Annotated in this window: 19 protein-coding genes; 4 read left to right on the top strand and 15 right to left on the bottom strand. The window is 63.3% G+C overall.

Translation table 11 applies throughout. From position 1 onward, the window contains the following. Nucleotides 1–6 precede the first annotated feature (6 nt). From DDA93_RS00340 to DDA93_RS00330, 3 genes are read right to left on the bottom strand one after another with little or no spacing between them, the layout of a single operon-like run. Nucleotides 7–924, bottom strand: a complete 918-nt coding sequence (locus tag DDA93_RS00340; protein WP_019482689.1) for a MaoC/PaaZ C-terminal domain-containing protein — start codon at nucleotides 922–924, stop codon at nucleotides 7–9. After that, entirely contained in the window at nucleotides 921–2255 is a 1335-nt protein-coding gene (locus DDA93_RS00335; RefSeq protein WP_019482688.1) for a 3-oxoacyl-ACP reductase, read from the bottom strand. Before DDA93_RS00335 ends, DDA93_RS00340 begins: the two co-directional genes overlap by 4 nt. Continuing rightward, nucleotides 2252–3580: an acetyl-CoA C-acetyltransferase gene (locus DDA93_RS00330; protein WP_019482687.1), complete on the bottom strand. Its 1329-nt coding sequence runs from the start codon at nucleotides 3578–3580 to the stop codon at nucleotides 2252–2254. The genes DDA93_RS00335 and DDA93_RS00330 overlap by 4 nt, the downstream gene beginning before the upstream one ends. Before the next feature lie 66 nt (nucleotides 3581–3646). Between DDA93_RS00330 and DDA93_RS00325 the strand changes: the two genes are divergently transcribed. Continuing rightward, nucleotides 3647–4387: a TetR/AcrR family transcriptional regulator gene (locus DDA93_RS00325; protein ID WP_237742119.1), complete on the top strand. Its 741-nt coding sequence runs from the start codon at nucleotides 3647–3649 to the stop codon at nucleotides 4385–4387. Beyond that, nucleotides 4384–6480, top strand: a complete 2097-nt coding sequence (locus DDA93_RS00320; protein WP_116777787.1) for an acyl-CoA dehydrogenase — start codon at nucleotides 4384–4386, stop codon at nucleotides 6478–6480. The genes DDA93_RS00325 and DDA93_RS00320 overlap by 4 nt, the downstream gene beginning before the upstream one ends. 8 nt (nucleotides 6481–6488) lie before the next feature. Here DDA93_RS00320 and DDA93_RS16430 read toward each other — a convergent pair whose 3' ends face one another. Further along, nucleotides 6489–6719: a hypothetical protein gene (locus tag DDA93_RS16430; RefSeq protein WP_207771289.1), complete on the bottom strand. Its 231-nt coding sequence runs from the start codon at nucleotides 6717–6719 to the stop codon at nucleotides 6489–6491. 78 nt (nucleotides 6720–6797) lie between these two features. Then, on the bottom strand, nucleotides 6798–8000 hold the full coding sequence (glgA, locus tag DDA93_RS00310) for a glycogen synthase (protein ID WP_116777786.1): 1203 nt from the start codon (nucleotides 7998–8000) through the stop codon (nucleotides 6798–6800). Between the two features lie 97 nt (nucleotides 8001–8097). Between glgA and glgC the strand changes: the two genes are divergently transcribed. Further along, a complete protein-coding gene (gene glgC, locus DDA93_RS00305; RefSeq protein ID WP_116777785.1) occupies nucleotides 8098–9336 on the top strand; it encodes a glucose-1-phosphate adenylyltransferase in 1239 nt (412 codons plus the stop codon). Nucleotides 9337–9634: 298 nt separating this feature from the next. Here the strand turns inward: glgC and DDA93_RS00300 are convergent, their stop codons facing one another. The 8 genes from DDA93_RS00300 to DDA93_RS16250 form a co-directional block, all read right to left on the bottom strand. Beyond that, nucleotides 9635–9991, bottom strand: coding sequence for a GntR family transcriptional regulator (locus DDA93_RS00300; RefSeq protein ID WP_116777784.1), 357 nt, complete (start codon nucleotides 9989–9991; stop codon nucleotides 9635–9637). Continuing rightward, nucleotides 9988–10797 carry a hypothetical protein gene (locus tag DDA93_RS00295; protein WP_133185373.1) on the bottom strand — a complete coding sequence of 270 codons (810 nt, stop codon included), beginning with the start codon at nucleotides 10795–10797 and terminating at the stop codon, nucleotides 9988–9990. Before DDA93_RS00295 ends, DDA93_RS00300 begins: the two co-directional genes overlap by 4 nt. 158 nt (nucleotides 10798–10955) lie before the next feature. Next, nucleotides 10956–11156 (bottom strand): hypothetical protein, encoded by a 201-nt coding sequence (locus DDA93_RS00290; protein WP_133185371.1) that lies wholly within the window; start codon nucleotides 11154–11156, stop codon nucleotides 10956–10958. 176 nt (nucleotides 11157–11332) lie between these two features. Then, a complete protein-coding gene (locus DDA93_RS00285) occupies nucleotides 11333–11785 on the bottom strand; it encodes a hypothetical protein (RefSeq protein ID WP_116777781.1) in 453 nt (150 codons plus the stop codon). A 1225-nt stretch (nucleotides 11786–13010) separates the two neighbouring features. Continuing rightward, complete coding sequence (locus DDA93_RS00275; protein WP_116777779.1) at nucleotides 13011–13862, bottom strand: transglutaminase family protein; 852 nt, start codon at nucleotides 13860–13862, stop codon at nucleotides 13011–13013. Beyond that, nucleotides 13859–14785, bottom strand: coding sequence for an alpha-E domain-containing protein (locus tag DDA93_RS00270; RefSeq protein WP_019482679.1), 927 nt, complete (start codon nucleotides 14783–14785; stop codon nucleotides 13859–13861). The genes DDA93_RS00275 and DDA93_RS00270 overlap by 4 nt, the downstream gene beginning before the upstream one ends. Continuing rightward, nucleotides 14778–16403 (bottom strand): circularly permuted type 2 ATP-grasp protein, encoded by a 1626-nt coding sequence (locus tag DDA93_RS00265; protein WP_116777778.1) that lies wholly within the window; start codon nucleotides 16401–16403, stop codon nucleotides 14778–14780. The genes DDA93_RS00270 and DDA93_RS00265 overlap by 8 nt, the downstream gene beginning before the upstream one ends. Before the next feature lie 48 nt (nucleotides 16404–16451). Beyond that, nucleotides 16452–16991, bottom strand: coding sequence for a hypothetical protein (locus DDA93_RS16250; RefSeq protein WP_165802540.1), 540 nt, complete (start codon nucleotides 16989–16991; stop codon nucleotides 16452–16454). Here DDA93_RS16250 and pepN point away from each other — a divergent pair. Beyond that, complete coding sequence (gene pepN, locus DDA93_RS00255; RefSeq protein WP_116777776.1) at nucleotides 16914–19517, top strand: aminopeptidase N; 2604 nt, start codon at nucleotides 16914–16916, stop codon at nucleotides 19515–19517. The genes DDA93_RS16250 and pepN overlap by 78 nt on opposite strands. A gap of 13 nt (nucleotides 19518–19530) precedes the next feature. On the opposite strand, the gene DDA93_RS00250 is transcribed toward pepN, so the two are convergent. Beyond that, complete coding sequence (locus DDA93_RS00250; RefSeq protein ID WP_243400459.1) at nucleotides 19531–20562, bottom strand: biotin/lipoate A/B protein ligase family protein; 1032 nt, start codon at nucleotides 20560–20562, stop codon at nucleotides 19531–19533. 145 nt (nucleotides 20563–20707) lie between these two features. Next, nucleotides 20708–20962: a type B 50S ribosomal protein L31 gene (locus tag DDA93_RS00245; RefSeq protein WP_019482674.1), complete on the bottom strand. Its 255-nt coding sequence runs from the start codon at nucleotides 20960–20962 to the stop codon at nucleotides 20708–20710. Nucleotides 20963–21060: the final 98 nt, after the last annotated feature.

The following is a 21060-nucleotide window of genomic DNA, read 5'->3' as shown; positions in this document are numbered from 1 at the left end:
GCTCGGCTAGTCCGTCCCGGCCAGCCGGGTGAGGGTGCCCGTAAAATGCTCGCGGGCGCGACGGGCATTCCAGGCGGTGATCTCGGCTCCGCGCCAGGTGCCAGCTTCCTGACGCGGCGTGATGGCCAGGGCCACCCGGGCGGGCAGCAGCACCGGTGACCGGAAGTCGATGCTCCAGGCGAATGATTCCACCCCGGCCGGTTTGCTCTCCTGGACCATGCGCGACGCGAGATACATGCCGTGAGCGATGGTCTGCTTCATCCCGAGTGCCTTGGCCGCCAGGGCATTGAGGTGGATCGGGTTGTAATCCCCCGACACCGCCGCATAGCTGCGCCCAGTACTCCCCGGGAGGTCCCACAGGGTGGTGAGCCGGGGTGGAACGAAGGTGGTCCGTTCCTCTTTCGGTGCGATAGCTGCGCCCGCCAGCCGCGACCCTTTCGCGAGATAGGTGGAGCGGCCGGTCCACACGGCTTCGCCCGCCACGGTGACTTCGGTGACCAGGTCCACCTGGGCGCCGGAAGGGTGGGGGCGCAGGTCTCCAGCCCAGGCGGAAATGCTGAGTTTTTCGCTGAAGTGAATCGCTCGCCGGTGTTCAACCGAATTTCGGAGGTGGATCATTCCGAGCAGCGGCAGCGGGAAATCCGCTCGTGCCATGACGCTCATCGCCACCGGGAACGCAATGGTGTGGATGAAACCAGACGGCAGCAGGTCGTGGGCTGGCGCCCCGATCAACTGCTGGAACCTGGTCAGGTCGGCGACCGAAGCCTGGACTCCTGCAACGCTATGCCGGACGGTCGGCAGTTCCGGGATGCCTGAACCTTTGGCCGACCGCCCGCGGGCCCACGGCAGTGGAACACTGCTGATCAGGGCGCTGCGGTACAGCGACGGGAGTCCCGGAACCGAGTCCAGGATTAGCTCGCTCACGCGCCCACCAGAGACTGTCCGCACACGCGGAGCACCTCTCCATTGACCCCAGCAGCGGCCGGCGACGCGAGGAATGCAATCGTCTCAGCCACATCGATGGGCAGTCCGCCCTGCTGCAGGCTGCTCAGGCGGCGTGCCGCTTCACGGGTCGCGAAAGGCATTTTCGCTGTCATCTCGGTTTCGATGAATCCGGGCGCGACGGCGTTAATCGTGCGATCGGTGCCGTCAAGGGCTACGCCGGTGCTGCGCACCATGCCGATCACCCCGGCCTTGGAGGCTGCGTAGTTGGACTGGCCACGGTTGCCTGCGATGCCGCTGGTCGAGGCGAGACAGACAATCCGGCCAGTTGCAGCAAACACCTCGGAGCCGAGCAACGTCTCATTGATTCGCAGCTGCGACTCAAGATTCACTGCCAGTACCGAGTCCCATCGGGCGGTATCCATGTTCGCGAGCAGCTTGTCGCGGGTGATTCCGGCGTTGTGCACCAGCAGATCCAGGGAGCCATACCGTTGCTGCACATGCTCAAGTATCCTCGCGGCAGCGTCAGCAGTGGTGATGTCCAACTGCAGGGCGGTCCCGCCAATCCGGTTGGCCACTGCGGCGAGCTGCTCTCCGGCAGCCGGCACGTCCACGACGACCACCTGCGCTCCGTCGCGGCTCAGCACCGCCGCGATTTCGGCGCCGATACCGCGGGCAGCACCGGTGACGACGGCCGTCTGGCCGGCCAGCGGACGGTCCTCGTCCTGGCCGCCGGCCTGCCCGCTGTCGCGGACGGTGATGAACTGCCCGCTGACGAAGGCGCTTTTTCCGGACAGCAGGAACCTAAGGGCACCGGCGGCGGCCTGCACCGAGGCGCCGTCGCGGAGCAGAATGCCGTTTGCGGTGGCACCGGCACGCAGTTCCCGGCCGACCGACCTGACAATTCCGTCGATTCCCTGCCTGGCTGCAGCCTCGGCGGGGTCGGTGGTTTCCTTCGCCGGACGGGAGACCGTGACGATGCGGCCGCCACGCGCAAGCTGGCGCACTGCCTGACCGAGTTCCAGGATGGGGGCGCCGAGGTCACCGGGTGCCGTGACGTTTTCCAGCACGACGACGACGGCGCCGAGCTTCTCACCGGGCGCGGCGTGGCGGCGGACATCCTGGTTCCATCCGAGCAACTCGGAGGCGAGCGAGTCGGCCGCAGCCCCAGCTCCGAGCACCAACAACGGTCCGGGGACCAGAGGTGCGCCCTGTTTGTGCCTGCGGAGTACCGCCGGTCGAGGCAGCCCCAGCTTCTTGGCGAGCTTTCCGGCAGGACCGGAGTTGACCAGGTTCAGGTAGTTGTCAGTCACTGTTCGCGTGCCTCCAGAATGGCGACGACGCCCATGCCGCCCGCAGCGCACACGGAGATCAGTCCCCTACCCGAACCCTTCTCTGCCAGTGTCTTGGCGAGCGACGCAACGATCCGGCCGCCGGTCGCGGCAAAGGGGTGGCCCGCGGCCAGCGATGAGCCATTGACGTTGAGTTTGCTCCGGTCGACGGTGCCGAGGGCGCCGTCGAGCCCCAGCGTATTCCGGCAGAAGTCTTCGTTCTCCCATGCTGCGAGGGAACTGAGCACGGTACCGGCGAAAGCTTCGTGGATTTCGAAGAAGTCGAAATCGTCGAAGGTCAGCCCGTTGCGCTGCAACATCCGGGGCATCGCGTAGACCGGTGCCATGAGGAGGCCTTCGGCGCCGTGCACGAAGTCCACTGCTGCAGCCTCTGCGTCCACCACGTTGGCGAGCATGGGCAGGTTGTGCCGGCGGGCGTAATCTTCTGAACCGAGCAGGACCGTGGCCGCGCCGTCGGTCAAGGGGGTGGAGTTGCCTGCCGTCATGGTGGCCCCGGCTGCGCCCTTACCGAAGACAGGCTTCAGCTTGGCCAGTTTCTCCAGCGAGGTATCGGCCCTGAGATTGGCGTCCCGGGTGACGCCGCGGTACGGGGTGACCAGGTCGGAGAAGAATCCCCGGTCGTAGGCTGCGGCGAGGTTGTGGTGGCTGTTCAGCGCCAGCTGATCCTGTGCCTCGCGGGTGATCTCCCATTTGGCGGTGGTGATGGCCTGATGCTCGCCCATTGACAGGCCGGTGCGCGGCTCGCCGGTCGTTGGGGCGTTGGGCGTGAGGTCCCGGGGCCGGAGGCGGCTGAGGACGGAAAGCTTCTGGGGTGTGGTCTTTGCGCGGGACAGGTCAAGGAGGACGCGGCGTAGTCCTTCGCTGACGGCGATTGGCGCATCGGAGGCTGAGTCCACGCCGCCGGCAATACCTGATTCGATCTGCCCGAGCTTGATTTTGTTGGCCAGGCCGATGACGGTTTCAAGGCCGGTCGCGCAGGCCTGCTGCACATCGTAGGCGGGAGTGTCGGCCGCCAGGGCTGAACCCAGTACTGCTTCTCGGGTGAGGTTGAAGTCGCGTGAGTGCTTCAGTACGGCTCCGGCCGCGACTTCGCCGATCCGCTCCCCCTGCAAACCGAACCGTGCCACGAGGCCGTCAATCGCCGCGGTCAGCATGTCCTTGTTGGAGGAATACGCGTAAGGCCCGCCGGACCGTGCGAATGGGATCCGGTTTCCGCCAATGACCACCGCGTTGCGGACGGATGTGGAGGGCTGCGTGCTGCCCTGCTCTGCTGATTGGTCGACCATGCTGTGATTCTCCTTCGCCAAAACGGTGAGTTACCGATACTCAGCGTACCTGATACGCTGAGTATCGTGAACAAGCAGGCCCTTGCGCCAAGACCAGCAGCACGTCCCGCCGCGGCAGCCGGCGATGGTCGCTCAAGTCGGTGGCAAGCGCACCGGGACAAACGACGTCGTGCACTGGTGAAAACCGCCCGCCGCGCGGTGCATTCGCTCGGCTACAGCGCATCGATGGAAGACATCGCCACGGCCGCTGGCACGTCCAAATCCGTGTACTACCGCTATTTCGGTGACAAAGCCGGGCTGCAGCAGGCCATGGGCGAGGTGGTTATCGCCCAGATGCAGGACAAGGTGCTCGATGCGGCACGGCAGGCGGCCTCACCACGCGAGGGGCTCCACGCGATGGTGTCGGCATACCTGCAGATGGCCCAGACCTCACCCAATGTGTACGCCTTTGTCACCCGGTTGGGCGCCGCGGACGCTCTCACCAATCCTGCTGACCCCCAAACGTCCGAATTGTTGAGCCACTTCTTCGAGGCGGTCACCAGCATGCTCGCCAGTCCGATGAAATCGTTCCTCGCCTCCGATCCACGGGCCAGGCAGCTCGGTGGCCCGGCGCTCACCCTCTGGCCGCAGGCGGCGATCGGCATGGTCCGGGCGGCCGGCGAGCTATGGCTCGCCACCCCAGACGGCCCCACAAAACCCACCGAGGCCCAGCTCAGCGAGCAACTCACCACCTGGCTCTTCGAGGGCATCGCCAATCACGTTCCAACACCCGCTAGCACCATTTCAGTTCTGGAGGACACCCCATGACACAGACAGCCACGCGATCCGAGCTCAACGTTCCCGCAACGGCGGCCATCCACGATGACGACCGCGCCGTCGTCGACGTCGAAGCGCTGGGTGAGCTGCTGCTGGGCCGGTGGGCAGCCACCCGCCGGGTTGCCCGCGAGCTTGCGGGTCGCCCGGAAGTCCACCGAATCGAGGGGCAGTCCCACGCAGACCAGCGGAGCCGCTGCTTTGATCAACTGCACTACCTGGTGGAGAACAAGGCAGTGCACCGGGCGTTTCCCGCTGAACTCGGTGGTGAAGACAATCACGGAGCCAATATTGCGGGCTTCGAGGAGCTGGTTGTCGCTGACCCATCGTTGCAGATCAAGGCGGGAGTGCAGTGGGGCCTCTTCGGCAGCGCGGTGCTCCACCTGGGCACGGCCGAGCATCACCGGGCGTGGATTCCGGGCATCATGAACATGGACATCCCGGGTTGTTTCGCGATGACCGAAACCGGACACGGGTCCGATGTCGCCAGCATCGCCACCACCGCGGTCTACCAGCCCGAAACCGACGAGTTCGAGATTCACACCCCATTCAGGGCGGCCTGGAAGGACTACATCGGTAATGCGGCGATCGACGGCCGGGCCGCAGTCCTCTTTGCGCAGCTCATTACTGGCGGGGTGAACCATGGGGTTCACGCGTTCTACGTTGAGCTTCGCGATGCTGATGGCAACTTCATGCCGGGAATCGGCGGCGAAGACGACGGGCTGAAGGGTGGACTCAACGGCATCGACAACGGTCGGCTCCACTTCACCAAGGTGCGAATCCCCCGCACCAACCTGCTCAACCGTTACGGCAACGTCGACAGTGAAGGCGTGTACACCTCGCCGATTGCTTCTCCCGGACGTCGTTTCTTCACCATGCTGGGCACCCTGGTGCAGGGTCGCGTCTCACTGGACGGAGCGGCGGTGGCTGTCACCAAGCTCGCGCTGAAAACCGCGGTGCAGTACTCAGTGGAGCGGCGGCAATTCAACGCGGGTTCGGACCTCAAGGAAGAGGTGCTGCTCGACTACCAGCAGCACCAGCGCAGGCTCCTCCCCCTGATAGCCGCCACCTACGCGGCATCCTTCGCCCACGAGGAACTGCTGGCCAAGTTCGACGACGTCTTCTCCGGCGCCCACGACACAGACGAGGATCGTCAGGACCTCGAAACCCTCGCAGCCGCGCTCAAGCCGTTGTCGACCTGGCATGCCCTCGACACGCTGCAGGAATGCCGGGAAGCCTGTGGTGGGGCAGGGTTCCTGACCGAGAACAGGTTTACCTCCCTGCGTGCGGACATGGATGTCTACGCAACCTTTGAGGGTGATAACAACGTCCTGCTGCAACTGGTGGCCAAGCGCCTCCTCGCGGATTACGCGAAAGAGTTCAGCGGCGTCGACTTCGGTGTGCTCGCACGCTACGTGGTCACCCAGCGTGCCGAGAAAACCCTGCACCGCTCGGGTCTGCGGCGGGTAGTGCAGACCGTCGTCGACGCCGGATCCGAACGGAAATCCGCGATCGCGCTGCGGGATGAACACACCCAGCACGAGCTGCTGTCCGACCGCGTCGAGGCCATGGTCGCTGAACTGGCCGGCGAGCTGCGCGGGGTACGGAAGCTGCCACAGGAAGCCGCCGCCGAGAAGTTCAACGAACATCAGCACGAACTGATCGAGACGGCCAAGGCACACGCGGAACTGCTGCAGTGGGAGGCGTTCACCGCCGCAGTTCACCAGGTCGATGACGCGGGCACCAAACAGGTGCTCACCTGGGTGCGGGACCTGTTTGGGTTGTGCCTGATTGAGCGCAATCTCGCCTGGTATCTGATGAACGGCCGACTTTCCACCCAGCGGGCCCGGACGCTCTCGCCGTACATCAACCGTCTGCTCGCGAAGATCCGCCCACACGCCGTCGATCTTGTTGACGCCTTTGGGTACGGCCCTGAACATCTACGGTCAGCGATTGCCACCGGCGCGGAGAAGAAACGCCAGGCCGAAGCGATGGCCTACGCGCGGCAGCAGCGGGCCAGCGGTACGTTCCCCATCGACGAGAAAACGGTGCTGGCCCGCAAGGCGAAGGCTAAAGCGAAGCGCTAAAGACGCACCTAAACCTGGCGCGGGTCGTCATCCTCGTTCTCTTCATCGACGGGGGTGGTGACCCGCCCCTCGTCGAGGGCCGGGTTCTCGGCAGACTCGTCCATCACTGCCTCGTCGACCTCCGTCTCATTCAACTCGGGAACATTCGCCTCATCGGGCGAAGGCGCCGAAGCTGCTGAGTCCGGCGAATCCGGTGAGTCGGGTGAGTCCGGTGACACTGGGCTGGGGTGTTCGGTCACTGATGAGTCCTCCGTGGTTGATGGTGGTACGCCACCCTACGCTGGGCGGTGTCAAGAACTACCGGGTTGCCGGTGTGCTCAGGTCTTGGTAATCACTGAACGGTAGACCTCGAGGGTGGACTCAGCAATCGAGTCCCACGAGAAGTGCTCTTCAGCACGACGGCGCCCCGCCTCACCCATCCGGCGGGCCCGGTCCGGGTCTGCAACCAGGGCGTTTACGGCCGCCGCGAAGTCGGTGACGAACCGTTCAGGATCCAAGGGGATACCCGTACCGTCGGTCACCTGTTCCAGCGGGACCAGGGTGCCGGTCACGCCGTCGTCGACCACCTCCGGGATGCCTCCGGTGGCGCTGGCAACGACTGCCGCGCCGCACGCCATCGCCTCAAGGTTCACGATGCCGAGGGGCTCGTAGATGGAGGGGCAGGCGAAGACGGTGGCCGTGCTCAGGACCTGGATGAGCTCGTTCCGGGGCAACATGCGTTCGATCAGCACCACCGATCCGCGCTTGGCTTCCAGCTCGGCGATCAGCTGAGCGGTTTCGGCTGCCAGCTCGGGAGTGTCGGCGGCACCGAGACAGAGCACCAACTGCACGCCGGGCTCCAGCAGCGCCGCTGCACGGAGGAGGTAGGGAACGCCTTTCTGACGGGTGTTCCGTCCCACGAACACCACGCTGGGGCGGTCCGGGTCGATGCCCAACTTCCTGACGGCGTCGTGGTTGGTATCCCGTTCCCAGAGGCTCACATCGATGCCGTTGTGCACGACCTGCACCTTATCGGGGTCAACATCCGGGTAGCTGCGCAGGATATCCGCGCGCATCCCATGCGAGACGGCAATGACCGCTGCGGCGGCCTCGTAGGAGGTTCGTTCGGCCCACGAAGACAGCGCGTAGCCACCGCCGAGCTGCTCAGCCTTCCACGGCCGTAACGGCTCGAGACTGTGGGCACTGAGGACATGCGGCACCCCGTACAGGAGGGATGCGAGATGCCCCGCCATGTTCGCGTACCAGGTGTGGGAGTGCACCACATCCGCGCCAGCCAGCCCGTCCAGCATCGCCAGATCGGTTCCGAAGGTCTGCACCGCGGCGTTCGAGCGGTTCAACTCGGCCGGGGGCAGGTAGGTGCTCACGGTCGCCCCGTGATAATCGGGACTCCGCTCCGCGCCGAAGCAGTGAACCCGCAAATCCACCTGGCTGGCCAGCACTCGGCTTAGCTCAGCAACGTGCACTCCGGCGCCGCCGTAGATCTCGGGTGGGAACTCTTTTGTCACAATGTCTATACGCACGTTTCCAAACGTAGTGCAGCGCGGCCATCTCATCTAGTGTGAGTCAATCAAGAGGTAATAACTCAATGAAGAGCAACAGTAGGGCAGGGGGCCATTCGTGGCATTGAAAAAAGTACTGGCGATCGTCCTAGCCGGGGGCGAGGGAAAACGACTCATGCCACTCACGGCCGATCGTGCGAAGCCCGCAGTGCCGTTTGGCGGCATCTACCGGCTGATCGACTTCGCACTCTCGAACCTCGTAAACTCGGGGTACCTGGAAATTGTGGTGCTCACCCAGTACAAGTCCCACAGCCTGGACCGCCACATTTCCGAGACCTGGCGCATGTCCACCCAGCTGCAGCAGTATGTGGCGTCGGTCCCGGCGCAGCAACGGCGAGGAAAAAGCTGGTTTCTGGGCAGTGCCAACGCCATCTACCAATCCCTCAATCTGATCCACGATGCGAACCCTGACATTGTGGTGGTGATTGGCGCCGACCACGTCTACCGGATGGACTTCGAGCAGATGGTTGCTGCTCACATTGCCAGCGGTGCATCGGCCAGTGTCGCGGCGGTCCGGCAGCCAATGAACCTGGTTGACCAGTTCGGCGTCATCCAGACCGATGGCTCAGGCCGGATTTCCGGGTTCGTCGAAAAGCCGGAGAGCACCCCCGGGTTGCCCGACGATCCGAATAGCTTCCTGGCGTCGATGGGTAACTATGTGTTCACCGCTGACGCTCTGGTCGCGGCCCTCGAAGAAGACGCTGCCCGGCTGAACACCAAGCACGACATGGGTGGCGACATCATTCCGTATTTCGTTGAACGAAAAGATGCAGCAGTCTATGACTTCACCTCCAACGACATTGCTGGCTCCATGGACAGGGACCGTCAGTACTGGCGCGACGTCGGAACTCTCGACTCCTACTACGACGCCAACATGGACCTCATTTCTCCCCTGCCACTATTCAATCTGTACAACCTGGAATGGCCGATCTACACGCGGCAAAGTGTCTCTCCGCCGGCCAAGTTCGTCCGCAGCGCGTCGGGTGGCTCCGGCGTAGCCCACGACTCGATCGTCTCGAACGGTGCGGTGGTCTCCGGCGGCCAGGTGCAGGGGTCCATCCTTGCCACCGATGTGTTTGTCGACGAAGGTGCATCAGTGTCGGGGTCGGTGCTGATGGACAAGGTGTCGATCGGCCCGGGGGCGATTGTCCGGCGGGCGATCATCGACAAAAACGTCAGGGTGCCGGCCGGTGCCAGGATTGGGGTTGACCGCGAGCTGGACCTTAGCCGCGGGTACACCGTGACGGAGTCCGGGCTCACCATTCTTAGCAAGGGGCAGGTAGTTCTTCCGGGCTAGGTAAATCGTGGCCGACCCCTGGGTAGGTCCGGCTGGCGCGCGTCGTCCGCCCGGCCCCCCGGGGCCGCCCAGCAGATTTATTGGTTATCTCTACGCTGACATGGCTGACTGCTGGTAACTGGAATGGACTTCGTTGGGTCGGCGGTGACCGAGGGCCCAATCATCCAAATTGATCACCTGCCATCTTGGTCGGTGGCCCTGTTCTCAGTTGGCGTTCCTGGCCCTACTTTCGGCTGGCGATAACCAGGTCCCCCTGATGACCGTAATCAAGCTAGTTCAACGTGGATGATGAAGGAGTCTATTCTGGTGCGGGCCAGATTGCACGAAGGATGCGGATAGTGTCGTCCAAGCTTGTCTCCGCGGCGGTGCTAATCTGGGCGAGTTCGCGTGCCGCTTCAAGCACTACCCGAGGAGTTGTCACCGCGTGTGGACTGACACGGGTTCCTCCGCCGGTGCGAGCAATGAGATAACCTTCGGCTTCAAGCGCCCGATATGCCTTTGCAACGGTGCCTGGAGCAACTCCGAGGTCTCTGGCTAGTTGACGCACCGAAGGGAGACGTTCCTCAGCCCCAAGTACATCTGAAGCGATCAGACCGCGGATCTGATCTCCGATTTGCTCCGTTGGTGGGGCCGCGCCCGACAGCGTGATGATCATGGTCGCCCTGCAACTAACGCCCTCCGGCGTGATGGGATTGCAGATAGGGTCACCGCACCCCAGAGCGCAAACCCGAGTGCTGGGGCGACAATCGAGGCGATGTTGAGCGTCGGCTCCAGCGCAGCGAACGTTGTCCATGACCTGACGTTTCCCTGAGAGGTAGAAAAGTTCCCTCTCAGGGATGCAGTGGCGGCCAGCGATCCGAAGATGAGTCCTAGGTGCCAGAGAAGTGCTCCCGTTCCGACCATAAGAACGTTGCTCGTCCGGATGATTCGAGTGTGGGCATCTTGCTCTTGATCATCGTTTAGTGCTGGACGCGCGATGAGGAACAGGGCTATAGCCGCAACTACCATCATGATGCCCAGAAGGATCAGACTAGGCAGGGAGCTGAACCACCCGTAAATACCAGTCCCCATGCTCCGCCCCCCGCCTGTGTCCACGAAATACATCGTGTATCGGCCGGTCCTGGCATCTGGTTCCGAAGCCATACCCGCCGCAATGGTGAGCGTGACAATAAGGCTGAGCACGAGCCCAGGAGTAATCAACCACCACTTATTCGTAAAGCTCAGGGGGGTCCGTGGCGCGAGGTTTGCAGTGCCCCTCCCGGTTCGAGCTCGAACTGGGAGAGCAAGAACTGACATGGCAAGAATTCCGAGCAGCAACGGGACAATGAACCGGTAGTCTCGGTACCACTCCCAGAATTCAGTGGGTATATCGAGCCGCAATGAAAACGGTCCAGAAATCAGCCGCAAGCCGATACCAACAATCAATAGCAACAGGCCAGTCGCAAAGGTGACGACGCTCAAGCGGCCCCCCGGCAGCCCGTTCTTGCGGCCTCGAATCCCCCACCACGCCAGAGCGAGTCCAATACCCATATACACCGGCCCCCACACTACGAAGTGCAACCACGCCATTTCTGTACCCCCAAGCCAATTGTGTCACTTCACTGATACAATCGACCGTATCATGTGATTGACACATTCGCGTGGTGAACAGATACCACCGATGTGATCCCCCAGGGGAACACATCGACCTGAGCGTGGGCCAGCGGTTCGTTCGCAGCCAACATGGCATCCCAAATTTCGTCGAGACTCGACCCAGGGACGGCAGCCATCGGATTCCAGACGAGGCTCTGCATGGTGTCCACCCATGCGTCACTAGTCATCGCCAGCACCCCGGCCACCACGATCAAGGTTATGAGCAGGGATGGACCGGCGTCGCTTTTCGCGTATCAGCGAGACGGCGAAGGCCGCCTCCGCGAAGGGATGCGGCCCCCTGTTCGCTCACCTGCGGCTACTTCTTCAAGGAGAGCCGGCGTCACGAGGTGCCTCGAGACCTTTCTCAGACTGGCGACGTTGTTGCTGGCACCTTTCTTGCTTGATCCGAGGGGTCCTTATCGCCACCTGCAGCCCTCAGCAGAGCAGGAACTCCGAAAGCAATAAGTATCGGCCAGCAGAGCATTTCTGGCTGTATGCCGATTCCGAATCCGCCTTCGGCGGCAAGGGAGGCAACCAATAGCCCGATGATTACCCCATAGGCGAGCGACTGCAGCCGCAGACCATTCGAACGTTTGGCCGCGGTCCGTCCATCACGCGAAAACTGCGACCCAGTCGACTGAACCAACGCCATGGTTGCGGATCCCCATACAAGGAGAAATGCCCATCCACCCACGACGGCCGCACTGCCCTCGTCGGGGCGGTATAGATAGATTAGCGCGGCCACCACTATCGCCGAGATCGCGGCAAGTGTTTTCCGAGCAACGTCCACCCGTTGTCCTGCTGTATCGGTAGTCATGCCACTCTCCTCATTGTCGAGCCTAGCAATTGCTGCCCGCTTGGTACACGCATGCACGCCCGGTGCAGCAGGAGCTGTGGAAATCACTGACGCAAAAGTTGCACCAGATTAGTGCGCAAGCCACGAAGGGACCCCACCATCGGATTGAAGCGGCGCAAGGGCCGCAACAGCCCACCAGGCAGTTAGTGTTCCACGACTGGCAGCGGCAGCGGTTGCAGGCGGAACCTCCGCAGGGGTTGCTGCTTGAACTCGACACGGCAGCTGCGCCTACCTGCGACTCGTAGCCGTCTTCGATGATGGACACCAAGGTCATTACTCCGCCACTGCCATCCTCAGCACGTCCTTCTGGCTCCAACTTGAAAGCTTGGATCCGGGTTTTGACTTGCCCATTCGGGAGTACCATCCGCTGGTATGAAGAAACCGCCTCGTCGTCGTAGCTTGCGACTATATAGAGAGAGCCTCCACCGTCGAGCGGGTGCACCGTTCCGGCTGTGCCGGTCCTGTCGCGCGCTGTTTCAGCGGTGCGGGACAGTTTGCGCGTCGTATCGCGCATTTTGGCGCTTATCGCCTGGGCCTTCGATGACCTGGATGCTCCGATACCGGCCAGAGCCGCTGTTCCATGGCTGCTGTCGAGTTCGGCCCGAATCTCCTTGACATTTAGTTCTCTGCCGGTGCCCTTGTGGGGCGATTTGCCTTCGAGCCATGGGTCGCGTTCTTTCACCGCGGCTGCTGCGGGTTGTGAGCCAAGAAGCAGTGCTGCACCGAGTGCTAGTCCCGTGCTTCCGGTGACGAAGGCGCTTCTGCTTAGTCCTTTGGGATCAACGGAACCTCCTGCGGGCTGTTTGCCCAGGATCTGTGTGATCCTCCAGAGGCTGCCGACCCCAAGCCTGGCCACCATTGCCGGTACGATCCTGGCGCCGGTCCAAGCTTTTGCACCGCCGTCGGAAACCTCATTTGGGGTGCCTCGATGGACGACTGGCGTACCGTTTCGGCAGACATAGAGGATGGGTTCGCACGTCTATCACTGGTGAATACTTTTGATAGCGACTTCACCGGTTACGCCTTGGTGGACCTCGAGTTCGGTGTGGTGGTCGAAATTGAACGGCCCCCGTATAGATGACGTTGACCGACCTCCACGTATCCATCCCCGTGCAGGATGGATCCTGATGCGGTCAGCCATGACATTCCGGGGTGCCGCGCGGACGAGGCTCAGCCCGGAGCTGCCCTAGGCGACGCGGGTGATCTCCACTTTCACGTTCAACGTCGACCCGCCGCCGCCTGACAGAATCCCCTTCAGCGGCGATACATCCTTATAGTCCCGGCCACGCGCCACCGAAACATGGAAGTCACTGACCGGTCCACTGTTCGTGGGGTCCCAGCCGCGCCACTCGCCATCCCACCACTCGACCCAGGCGTGGGACTGCCCGGCGACAGTCTCCCCGATGCCTGCGCTGCTGCGCGGATGCAGGTACCCCGAAATGTAGCGTGCGGGAATGCCGATGCTGCGGAACGCGCCAATTGCGAGATGCGCCAAATCCTGGCAAACCCCCTTCCGTGAGTCCCAGGCGTCCCGAGCATTGGTCTGCACTCCGGTGACGCCCTGCACATAGGACATCTCTTGCTTGATCCACTCAAAGATCGCGTGCACTGCCTGATGCGGATTGCGATCAGCTGCCAGCCGTAACGCGTTAGCGCTGACTTCCGGGTCAGGGTCGGTCAACCCGGTTTGCGGCAGCCAGTCGCCGAACTCATTGATGACCTCGTCGGAGCGAAGATGATCCCAGGTCACCACCTCATCCTCGGCAGGAATCCGCTCGATCCGGCTCACCTCAACGGTGGTGACGGCTGTAACCTCAAGCGCCTCGTGGGCGCTCTGCATGTCGAACGCGGTCACCCTGGTGCCCCAGTAATCGCGGTATGTCGACACGGCAGCGCTCGACGGCGATACCTTCAACGTCGACTCAAGGACCACCTGCTGGGGGTCTGTGAGCGGCGTCATCCGCGCCTCGTTGTAGGACAAAGTCACTTTGCGCACATAGTTGTAGCCTGTGCGATGTGTGATCAGCAAGCGGGTCATGAGAGTTCTCCCACCCAGGACAGCTCGTCTGCCTGGGAAAAGTAGGTGCGTGAAATTGCGTCGGAAGCCTGGGCACAGGCCTTCTGGACTCGCTCCATGTGCTCGGGCAACTCTGACATCAGGTCGTCGGTCTGGTGGAACTCAAGGAACGTTCGGGCCTGACCGACGATTCGGCTGGCATCGTTGATAAACCCGACCCGGCGGTAGGCGGGGTTGAGATTGGTCAGGCACTTCTCGGCGTCGCTCAGCGCGTACACGATCGACCTCGGAAACAACCGGTCCAACAGCAGGAACTCCGCCGCCTGCTGGTCGCCAAACGATGCCCTCCGGGTGCGCAGGAATGACTCGTAGGCGCCGGCACACCGCAACATGTTGACCCAGGACATGCCTGCCGCATGCACATCGTGGGTGGACAACATACGCGCTGTCATATCCGCCCGCTCAAGGCTCCGGCCCAGCACCAGGAACTGCCAGCTTTCGTCGTGGCTCATGGTGGTATCCGACAGGCCCCGGATCATCGCAGTACGTTCAACCACCCAATGGCAGAAGCGGTAAGTCCCCACCACATCCTTGCGGTGCTGGGTCAGGCCATACCAGGTGGTGTTGAGGCTCTCCCACACGCTGCCTGACACGGTCTCCCGTGCCCGTCGGGCGTTCTCACGTGCGGCGCCCAAGGCGCCGGCAATGGAGGTGGTGCTGGTCCGGTCATAGGCCAGGGACTGCAAAAGGTCTGACAGTTCAAGCTCGTCACCTTCCGCCCGGCTGCCCATTACTCCTAGCAGCTGACGGGACACATCGCGCTGTTCGCTGCGCGGCATCTGGTTCAGGCGCTCCAGGTGAACATCGAGGATACGGGCCGTGCCATCGGCGCGCTCCACGTAACGACCAATCCAGAATAGGGATTCAGCGATCCGGCTAAGCATTGACTGTGTCCTCTCCACGGTTCACGCGGTGTCCCCCGGCTGGGGCTTCAACCGAATCGGCCTGTTGCTGCTGTTGTTCCGGTTGCCGGTCCTGCCACCCCGATTCGATCGGCCAGACCCGTTCCTGGACTGGGCGACGCACGGTGTCGACGACCGGGCGCACCGGGGTCTGATTCTGTTCGTCGACCACCCAGGTGTCCTTGGAACCGCCGCCCTGGCTGGAGTTCACAATCAGGGAACCTTCCTTCATGGCCACCCGGGTGAGCCCACCCGGCAGCACCCAGACGTCGTCGCCGTCGTTCACCGCGAACGGGCGAAGGTCCACGTGGCGGGGACTGAACTGACCGCCGGACATGGTCGGCACCGTTGAGAGCTGGAGGACTGGCTGCGCGATCCAACCGCGGGGGTCAGCCGTGACCCGCTCCCTCAGGGCGTCCAGTTCTTCCTTCGACGCGTCGGGGCCGATGACGAGCCCCTTGCCGCCGGAACCGTCCACCGGCTTGACCACCAGTTCGTCCAGCCGGTCCAGCACCTCTTCGCGGGCCGCTGGATCCTCCAGCCGGTACGTGTCGACGTTGGCGATGATTGGCTCTTCGCTGAGGTAGTACCTGATCAGGTCGGGGACGTAGGTGTAGACGAGCTTGTCGTCGGCCACCCCGTTGCCCAGGGCATTGGCGATCGTCACGGTGCCGGCGCGCGCGGCGTTGACCAGGCCGGGGCAGCCGAGCATCGAATCGGAACGGAACTGCAACGGATCAAGGAACTCGTCGTCAATCCGCTTGTAGATGACGTCGACGCGTTGCTCGCCGGCGGTGGTGCGCATGTAGACGCGGTTGCCACGGCAGATCAGGTCCCGGCCCTCCACCAGTTCCACACCCATCAGTCCCGCCAGCAGGGTGTGTTCAAAGTAGGCGGAGTTGAAGACACCGGGAGTGAGGACCACCACTGTCGGGTCTTCAGCCGACGACGGCGCCGTCTTCCGCAGCGCCGCAAGAAGACGACGGGGGTACTCTTCGACCGGCCGGATGTGCTGTTGCCCGAATGCCTCCGGCAGCCCCTTGGCCATGGCGCGTCGGTTCTCCAGGACGTAGCTCACGCCGCTGGGGACGCGGACGTTGTCTTCGAGAACCCGGAAGATACCTTCCTGGTCGCGGACGACGTCGATCCCCGAGATGTGGACCCGAACGCCACCGGCGGGGTCGAAGCCCGATACCTGCCGATGGAAGTGGGCGCTTGAGGTGATCAGGCGGCGGGGGATGACGCCGTCGGCGACCACCGACATTTTGTCGTAGACGTCGTTGAGGAACGCCTCGAGTGCGCGGACCCGCTGGCTGACACCCTGTTCCAGAACCTGCCAATCATTGCCTGAGATGACCCGCGGCACAATGTCCAACGGGAAGGGCCGTTCCTCCCCCGCGTAGTCGAACGTGACACCGCGGTCAAGGAAAGTACGGGCCATGGAATCGGCGCGGGCCGTGACGTCGGCGAGGTTCAGTTCGCTGAGGGCTGCGGCCACCTGACTGTATTCGTTGCGAGCCAACTGGCCGGGCGCGAACATTTCATCGAACGCGGGGGTACGGCTGGCTGCTGCTGCATAATCTTCGAAGAGGTCGGACATGGGCTCAACATTGCCACGAATTTCCTGTATTACATATTGTGCAATTGGTCACGTCGGCGGCGTGGCGCGCAGGTCCAGAAGGTCGAGGTCCCGCGCCGCATAGCGAAGGTGCTGCCATTCCTCTTCGAGGATGGTGTGGAGGCAGGAAAGAGTGCGTTGAGGGCGCTCGGGCGCCCATGGAGTGGACCACGGCACGGTCAGGTCTTCCGGCGTGATTGTTACGGGGAAATCCCGGACCATGCTCACCCGATCCGCTGGCGCCTCACTGACGGCGGCATAGGAGGGAATGCCGTCAACGAAGACCGACCTGTCGTAGCCTTCGGATTCGTACTCGGAATGGGGCTGGCCGAGCGTGCTCTCGGGCCGCCCAGTTCTCGCGCACTCAGCCGGGCGCCGACCAGCGCGCCCCGGCCTCCCGAAGGTTGGCGTCTTTGAACGGTCGCGACGGCGCCGGTCGAGGCGCTGTTCGCCGACTGAGGCAAGACCCGGCGGCCGTGATTGAATGACCGGGTGATGAACGAAAATCTCCGCCGCGACGAAGCAGCCCTCCGGTCCAGTCTCCTGACCATCGCCAGTTACGAGGTTCACCTCGACCTGAGGGAGGCCGCTGATCCTGAGGTCGCCGGGTTTCTCTCCCGCTCGACCGTCACCTTCAGCTGCGACGCGCCGGGCAGCGAAACCTTCATGGACTTCATCGCCGATGAGGTGCACCGCGTTACCCTCAACGGCACGGACCTGGACCCCGCCGTCGTCGTCGACGGCGCCCGGATCACCCTTCCGGATCTGGCTGCCGACAATGTAGTGACCATTACCGGCACCGCCCTGTACAGCCGCAGCGGCGAGGGCATGCACCGCTTCACCGACCCGGCCGATGGGCAAACGTACCTCTACACGCAGTACGAACCTGCCGATGCACGCCGGGTATTCGCCAACTTTGAGCAACCCGATCTGAAAGCCGCCTTCACCTTCTCAGTGAGCGCACCTGCAGACTGGGTCGTGGCCTCCAACGGAGCCGAAGCGACCCGTGAGGATGGCGGGGAGGGCAGCCGGGTGTGGCAGTTCGCGCCCACGGAACGGATTTCGACCTACATCACCACCATCCTGGCCGGGCCGTACTTCGCTGCCACCGACCACTGGTCCGGCACCATGTCCGACGGGTCCACGCTTGAAATCCCGTTGGGGCTTTACTGCAGGGCGTCCCTGGCCGAGGCATTCGACACGGACACCATCTTCGATGTCACCAAGCGGGGACTCGAGTACTTCCATTCACGGTTCGAATATCCTTACCCATTCGGCAAGTACGAGCAGGCGTTCGTGCCCGAATACAACCTCGGGGCCATGGAAAACCCCGGGTTGGTCACCTTCACCGAGGCCTACATCTTCCGCTCCAAGGCGACCCACGACCAGTATGAGGCCCGCGCCAACACCATCCTCCATGAGATGGCCCATATGTGGTTCGGCGACCTGGTGACCATGTTCTGGTGGGACGATCTGTGGTTGAAGGAATCCTTTGCCGACTACATGGGCGCCCTCGCCGTCGCCGAAGCCACCGGTTCCACCACATCGTGGGTGAGTTTCGCCAACCGCCGCAAGGCCTGGGCCTACCTTCAGGACCAGCTGCCCTCCACCCACCCCATCACCGCTGACATTGTGGATCTTGAAGCGGCCAAACAAAACTTCGACGGGATCACCTACGCGAAGGGCGCCTCGGTGCTGAAACAGTTGGTGGCCTATGCCGGCAGCGAAGCATTCTTCGAGGCGGCCCGCGCCTATTTCAGAACCCACGCGTTCGGTAATACCCGGTTGACGGACCTCCTCTCAGCATTATCGGACGCCACCGGCCAGGACATGACCGCCTGGGCGCAGCAGTGGCTCCAGACGTCGGGTGTGCCGTTGCTCAGCGCCGAGGTCGAGGTCGACGACGACGGCGCCTACCGTGCAGTGGTCATCCACCAGGACGCCACCGACCCGGTCACTGGCGCGGCAGCGCTCCGCCCGCACCAGCTGCGCCTCGGACTGTACAGTTTCGCCGCCGGAGCACTGGTACGGACCGGCGCCGTCGATGTGCGTATTGACGGCGCCGCAACGGATGTCCCCGAGCTGGTGGGTGTCGTCCAGCCCGATCTGCTGCTGATCAACGATGATGATCTGACCTACGCGAAGATCAGCTTTGATGAACGGTCGCTGGCGACCCTGCTGGGTAGCGTTGGCTGCCTTGAGGAGCCGCTGGCGCGCGCTGTCTGTCAGGCGGCGCTGTGGTCGAATACCCGGGATGCGGCGCTCTCATCGGCCGCCTACGTGGGTGCGGTGCAGCTCGCTGCGCCCGGCGAGTCCGGGGTCGGAGCGCTGCAGGTCATGTTGCGGAACGCGCACTACGCCGTCGAATACTACTCTCCGGCTGACGAGCGTGAGGTCCTGCGGGAACGGTTGTTCTCGTTTGTGGTGGAGGGTCTGCACGCGGCCGAGCCAGCCTCCGACCTGCAGCTGGTCTGGGCCCGGGCCGCAGCCGCTCTGGGCCTGCACAGCAACACCCACTCAGGGTGGTTCAGGGAACTGCTCGGTGGGAAGCAGAGTGTGACCGGGCTGGCTGTGGACCCCGAGCTGCGCTGGCTCCTCTGGCAGGCGTTGGCAGCCCAGGGTCAGGCATCGGGTGCTGAGCTGGAAGCGGAGCTTGACCGGGACCGCACGGCGGCCGGTAAAGCAGGATTCACCAGGGCCTCCACCTCGGTACCGGACGCTGCCATCAAGGAGAAGGCCTGGCAGGAAGCAGTCTTCGGCACCAGGCTATCCAACGAGCTGCTGTCAGCGACCATCGCCGGTTTCGCCGAGGGCCCCGCCGAACTGCGGGCCCCGTACGTGGACCGCTATTTCGCCGAAATCGGCCGCGTGTGGGACGCAATGGGAATCGAGATGGCCAGTCGCATTGTCCGCGGACTGTTCCCCGGCTCGCAGGACCTCACTCCGGGCGAAGCAGCCGAAGAGCACCGGGTGGTGCTCGCAGCCGATAACTGGCTGACAACTTACCAGTCGTCGCCCGCGGCGTTGCGCCGGATTGTCCTGGAGGAACGCGATCACCTGTTGCGATCGTTACACGCCCAGGGAAAGGTCGCCTAGCCGGGTCCGGCTCCTAGGTGACCCGGTACAGCCAGTCGCGGGTGCCGAACTTGTCCTCCACCAGGCGCTCTGCACGTGCCACCTCATCATCGGTGAACGTTGAGTCCTGCGCGCCGTACTTCGCCCGGAACGTGTCGATCATGACCTTGATGATGTCTTCCCGGGACCGGCCGGTCTGACGGCGGAGCGGGTCGACCCGCTTCTTCGCGCTCCGGGTACCCTTGTCGGACAGCTTTTCCTTGCCGATGCGCAACACCTCGAGCATCTTGTCGGCGTCGATGTTGTAGGACATGGTGACGTGGTGCAGCATGCCGCCGTTGCTCAGCCGCTTTTGTGCGGCGCCGCCAATTTTTCCGACGTCGGTCGCAATGTCATTGAGCGGCTGGTACCAGGCTTCGATCCCGAGGGTGCGAAGCGCGTCCATCACCCAGGTGTCAAGGAACGGGTACGACTCTGCGAAGCTCAACGAGTCCACCAGCGTCTGCGGCAGGTACAGCGAGTAGGTGATGGCGTTGCCGTGTTCCATGAACATGGCTCCCCCGCCGCTGATCCGGCGGACCACGCTCACGCCATGCCGCAGCACCCCCTCAGGGTTAACCTCGTTGCGCATCGACTGGAAGCTGCCAATCACCACCGAGGGCGATTCCCATTCCCAGAACCTGAGGGTGGGGTTACGGCGACCGTCGCCAACGTCCCGGGTCAGTACCTCGTCCATCGCGACGTGCATCTCGGTGGAGAGCGGTGTGGGCCCAATAACGTCCCACTGGTGGTCGGCCCACCCGGTTGCCAGGCCCAGGGCGCGCCGGACGGCGGTCGCCACCGCCTCCGGAGAGAAGCCGAACAGTTCCGCCGTGGGGTCCAGCCCCTGCACGACGGCGGCAGTCAACTCCCCGTGCGAGGCGTGAGCTGGCAGGCCCTCCAGCGACCGGTTGATGTCGTCGAGGGCTTCGTCAGGCTCGAGAAAGAAGTCGCCGTTGATGGATACTCCGGTCAGGACACCGTTGGCGACTTCGAAATCGGCGACGACCAGCTTCCCACCAAGCACCTTGAACTCACGTGGACAGGTCCTGAGGGGATTTGACTGGTCATCGGGGTGCTCCTTGGAGACTGGTAAACGGTGGTGAACAAGAAATGGGCCCGGACCGCCTAAGCGGTCCGGACCCATCAGGCAGACTAGTCTGCTCTCGGCATTACTTCTTGCCGAAGCCCTTGAAGCGGGCGTTGAAGCGCTCGACGCGGCCGGCGGAGTCCATGATCCGCTGCTTGCCGGTGTAGAAAGGGTGCGACTCGGAGGAAATTTCGACCTCGACCAGTGGGTAGGTGTTGCCGTCCTCCCACTCAACAGTCTTCTTGGAGGTCACGGTGGACCGGGTCAGGAATGACTTCTCGGACGCGAGGTCGCGGAAAACAACCGTTGAATACTTGGGGTGGATATCAGACTTCACAGTGTTACCTTCGTTAGTTGCCTGGATTTGGCCAGGCACAAGGGGGTTGGAAAAGTTGGTTGGCCCTAAGACCAGCTACCCACTCTACCGCACCCGAG

It is taken from the genome of Arthrobacter sp. Bz4 (assembly GCF_003075455.1).
Lineage (GTDB): Bacteria > Actinomycetota > Actinomycetes > Actinomycetales > Micrococcaceae > Arthrobacter_D.
This window is presented reverse-complemented; position numbering and strand designations above follow the sequence as displayed.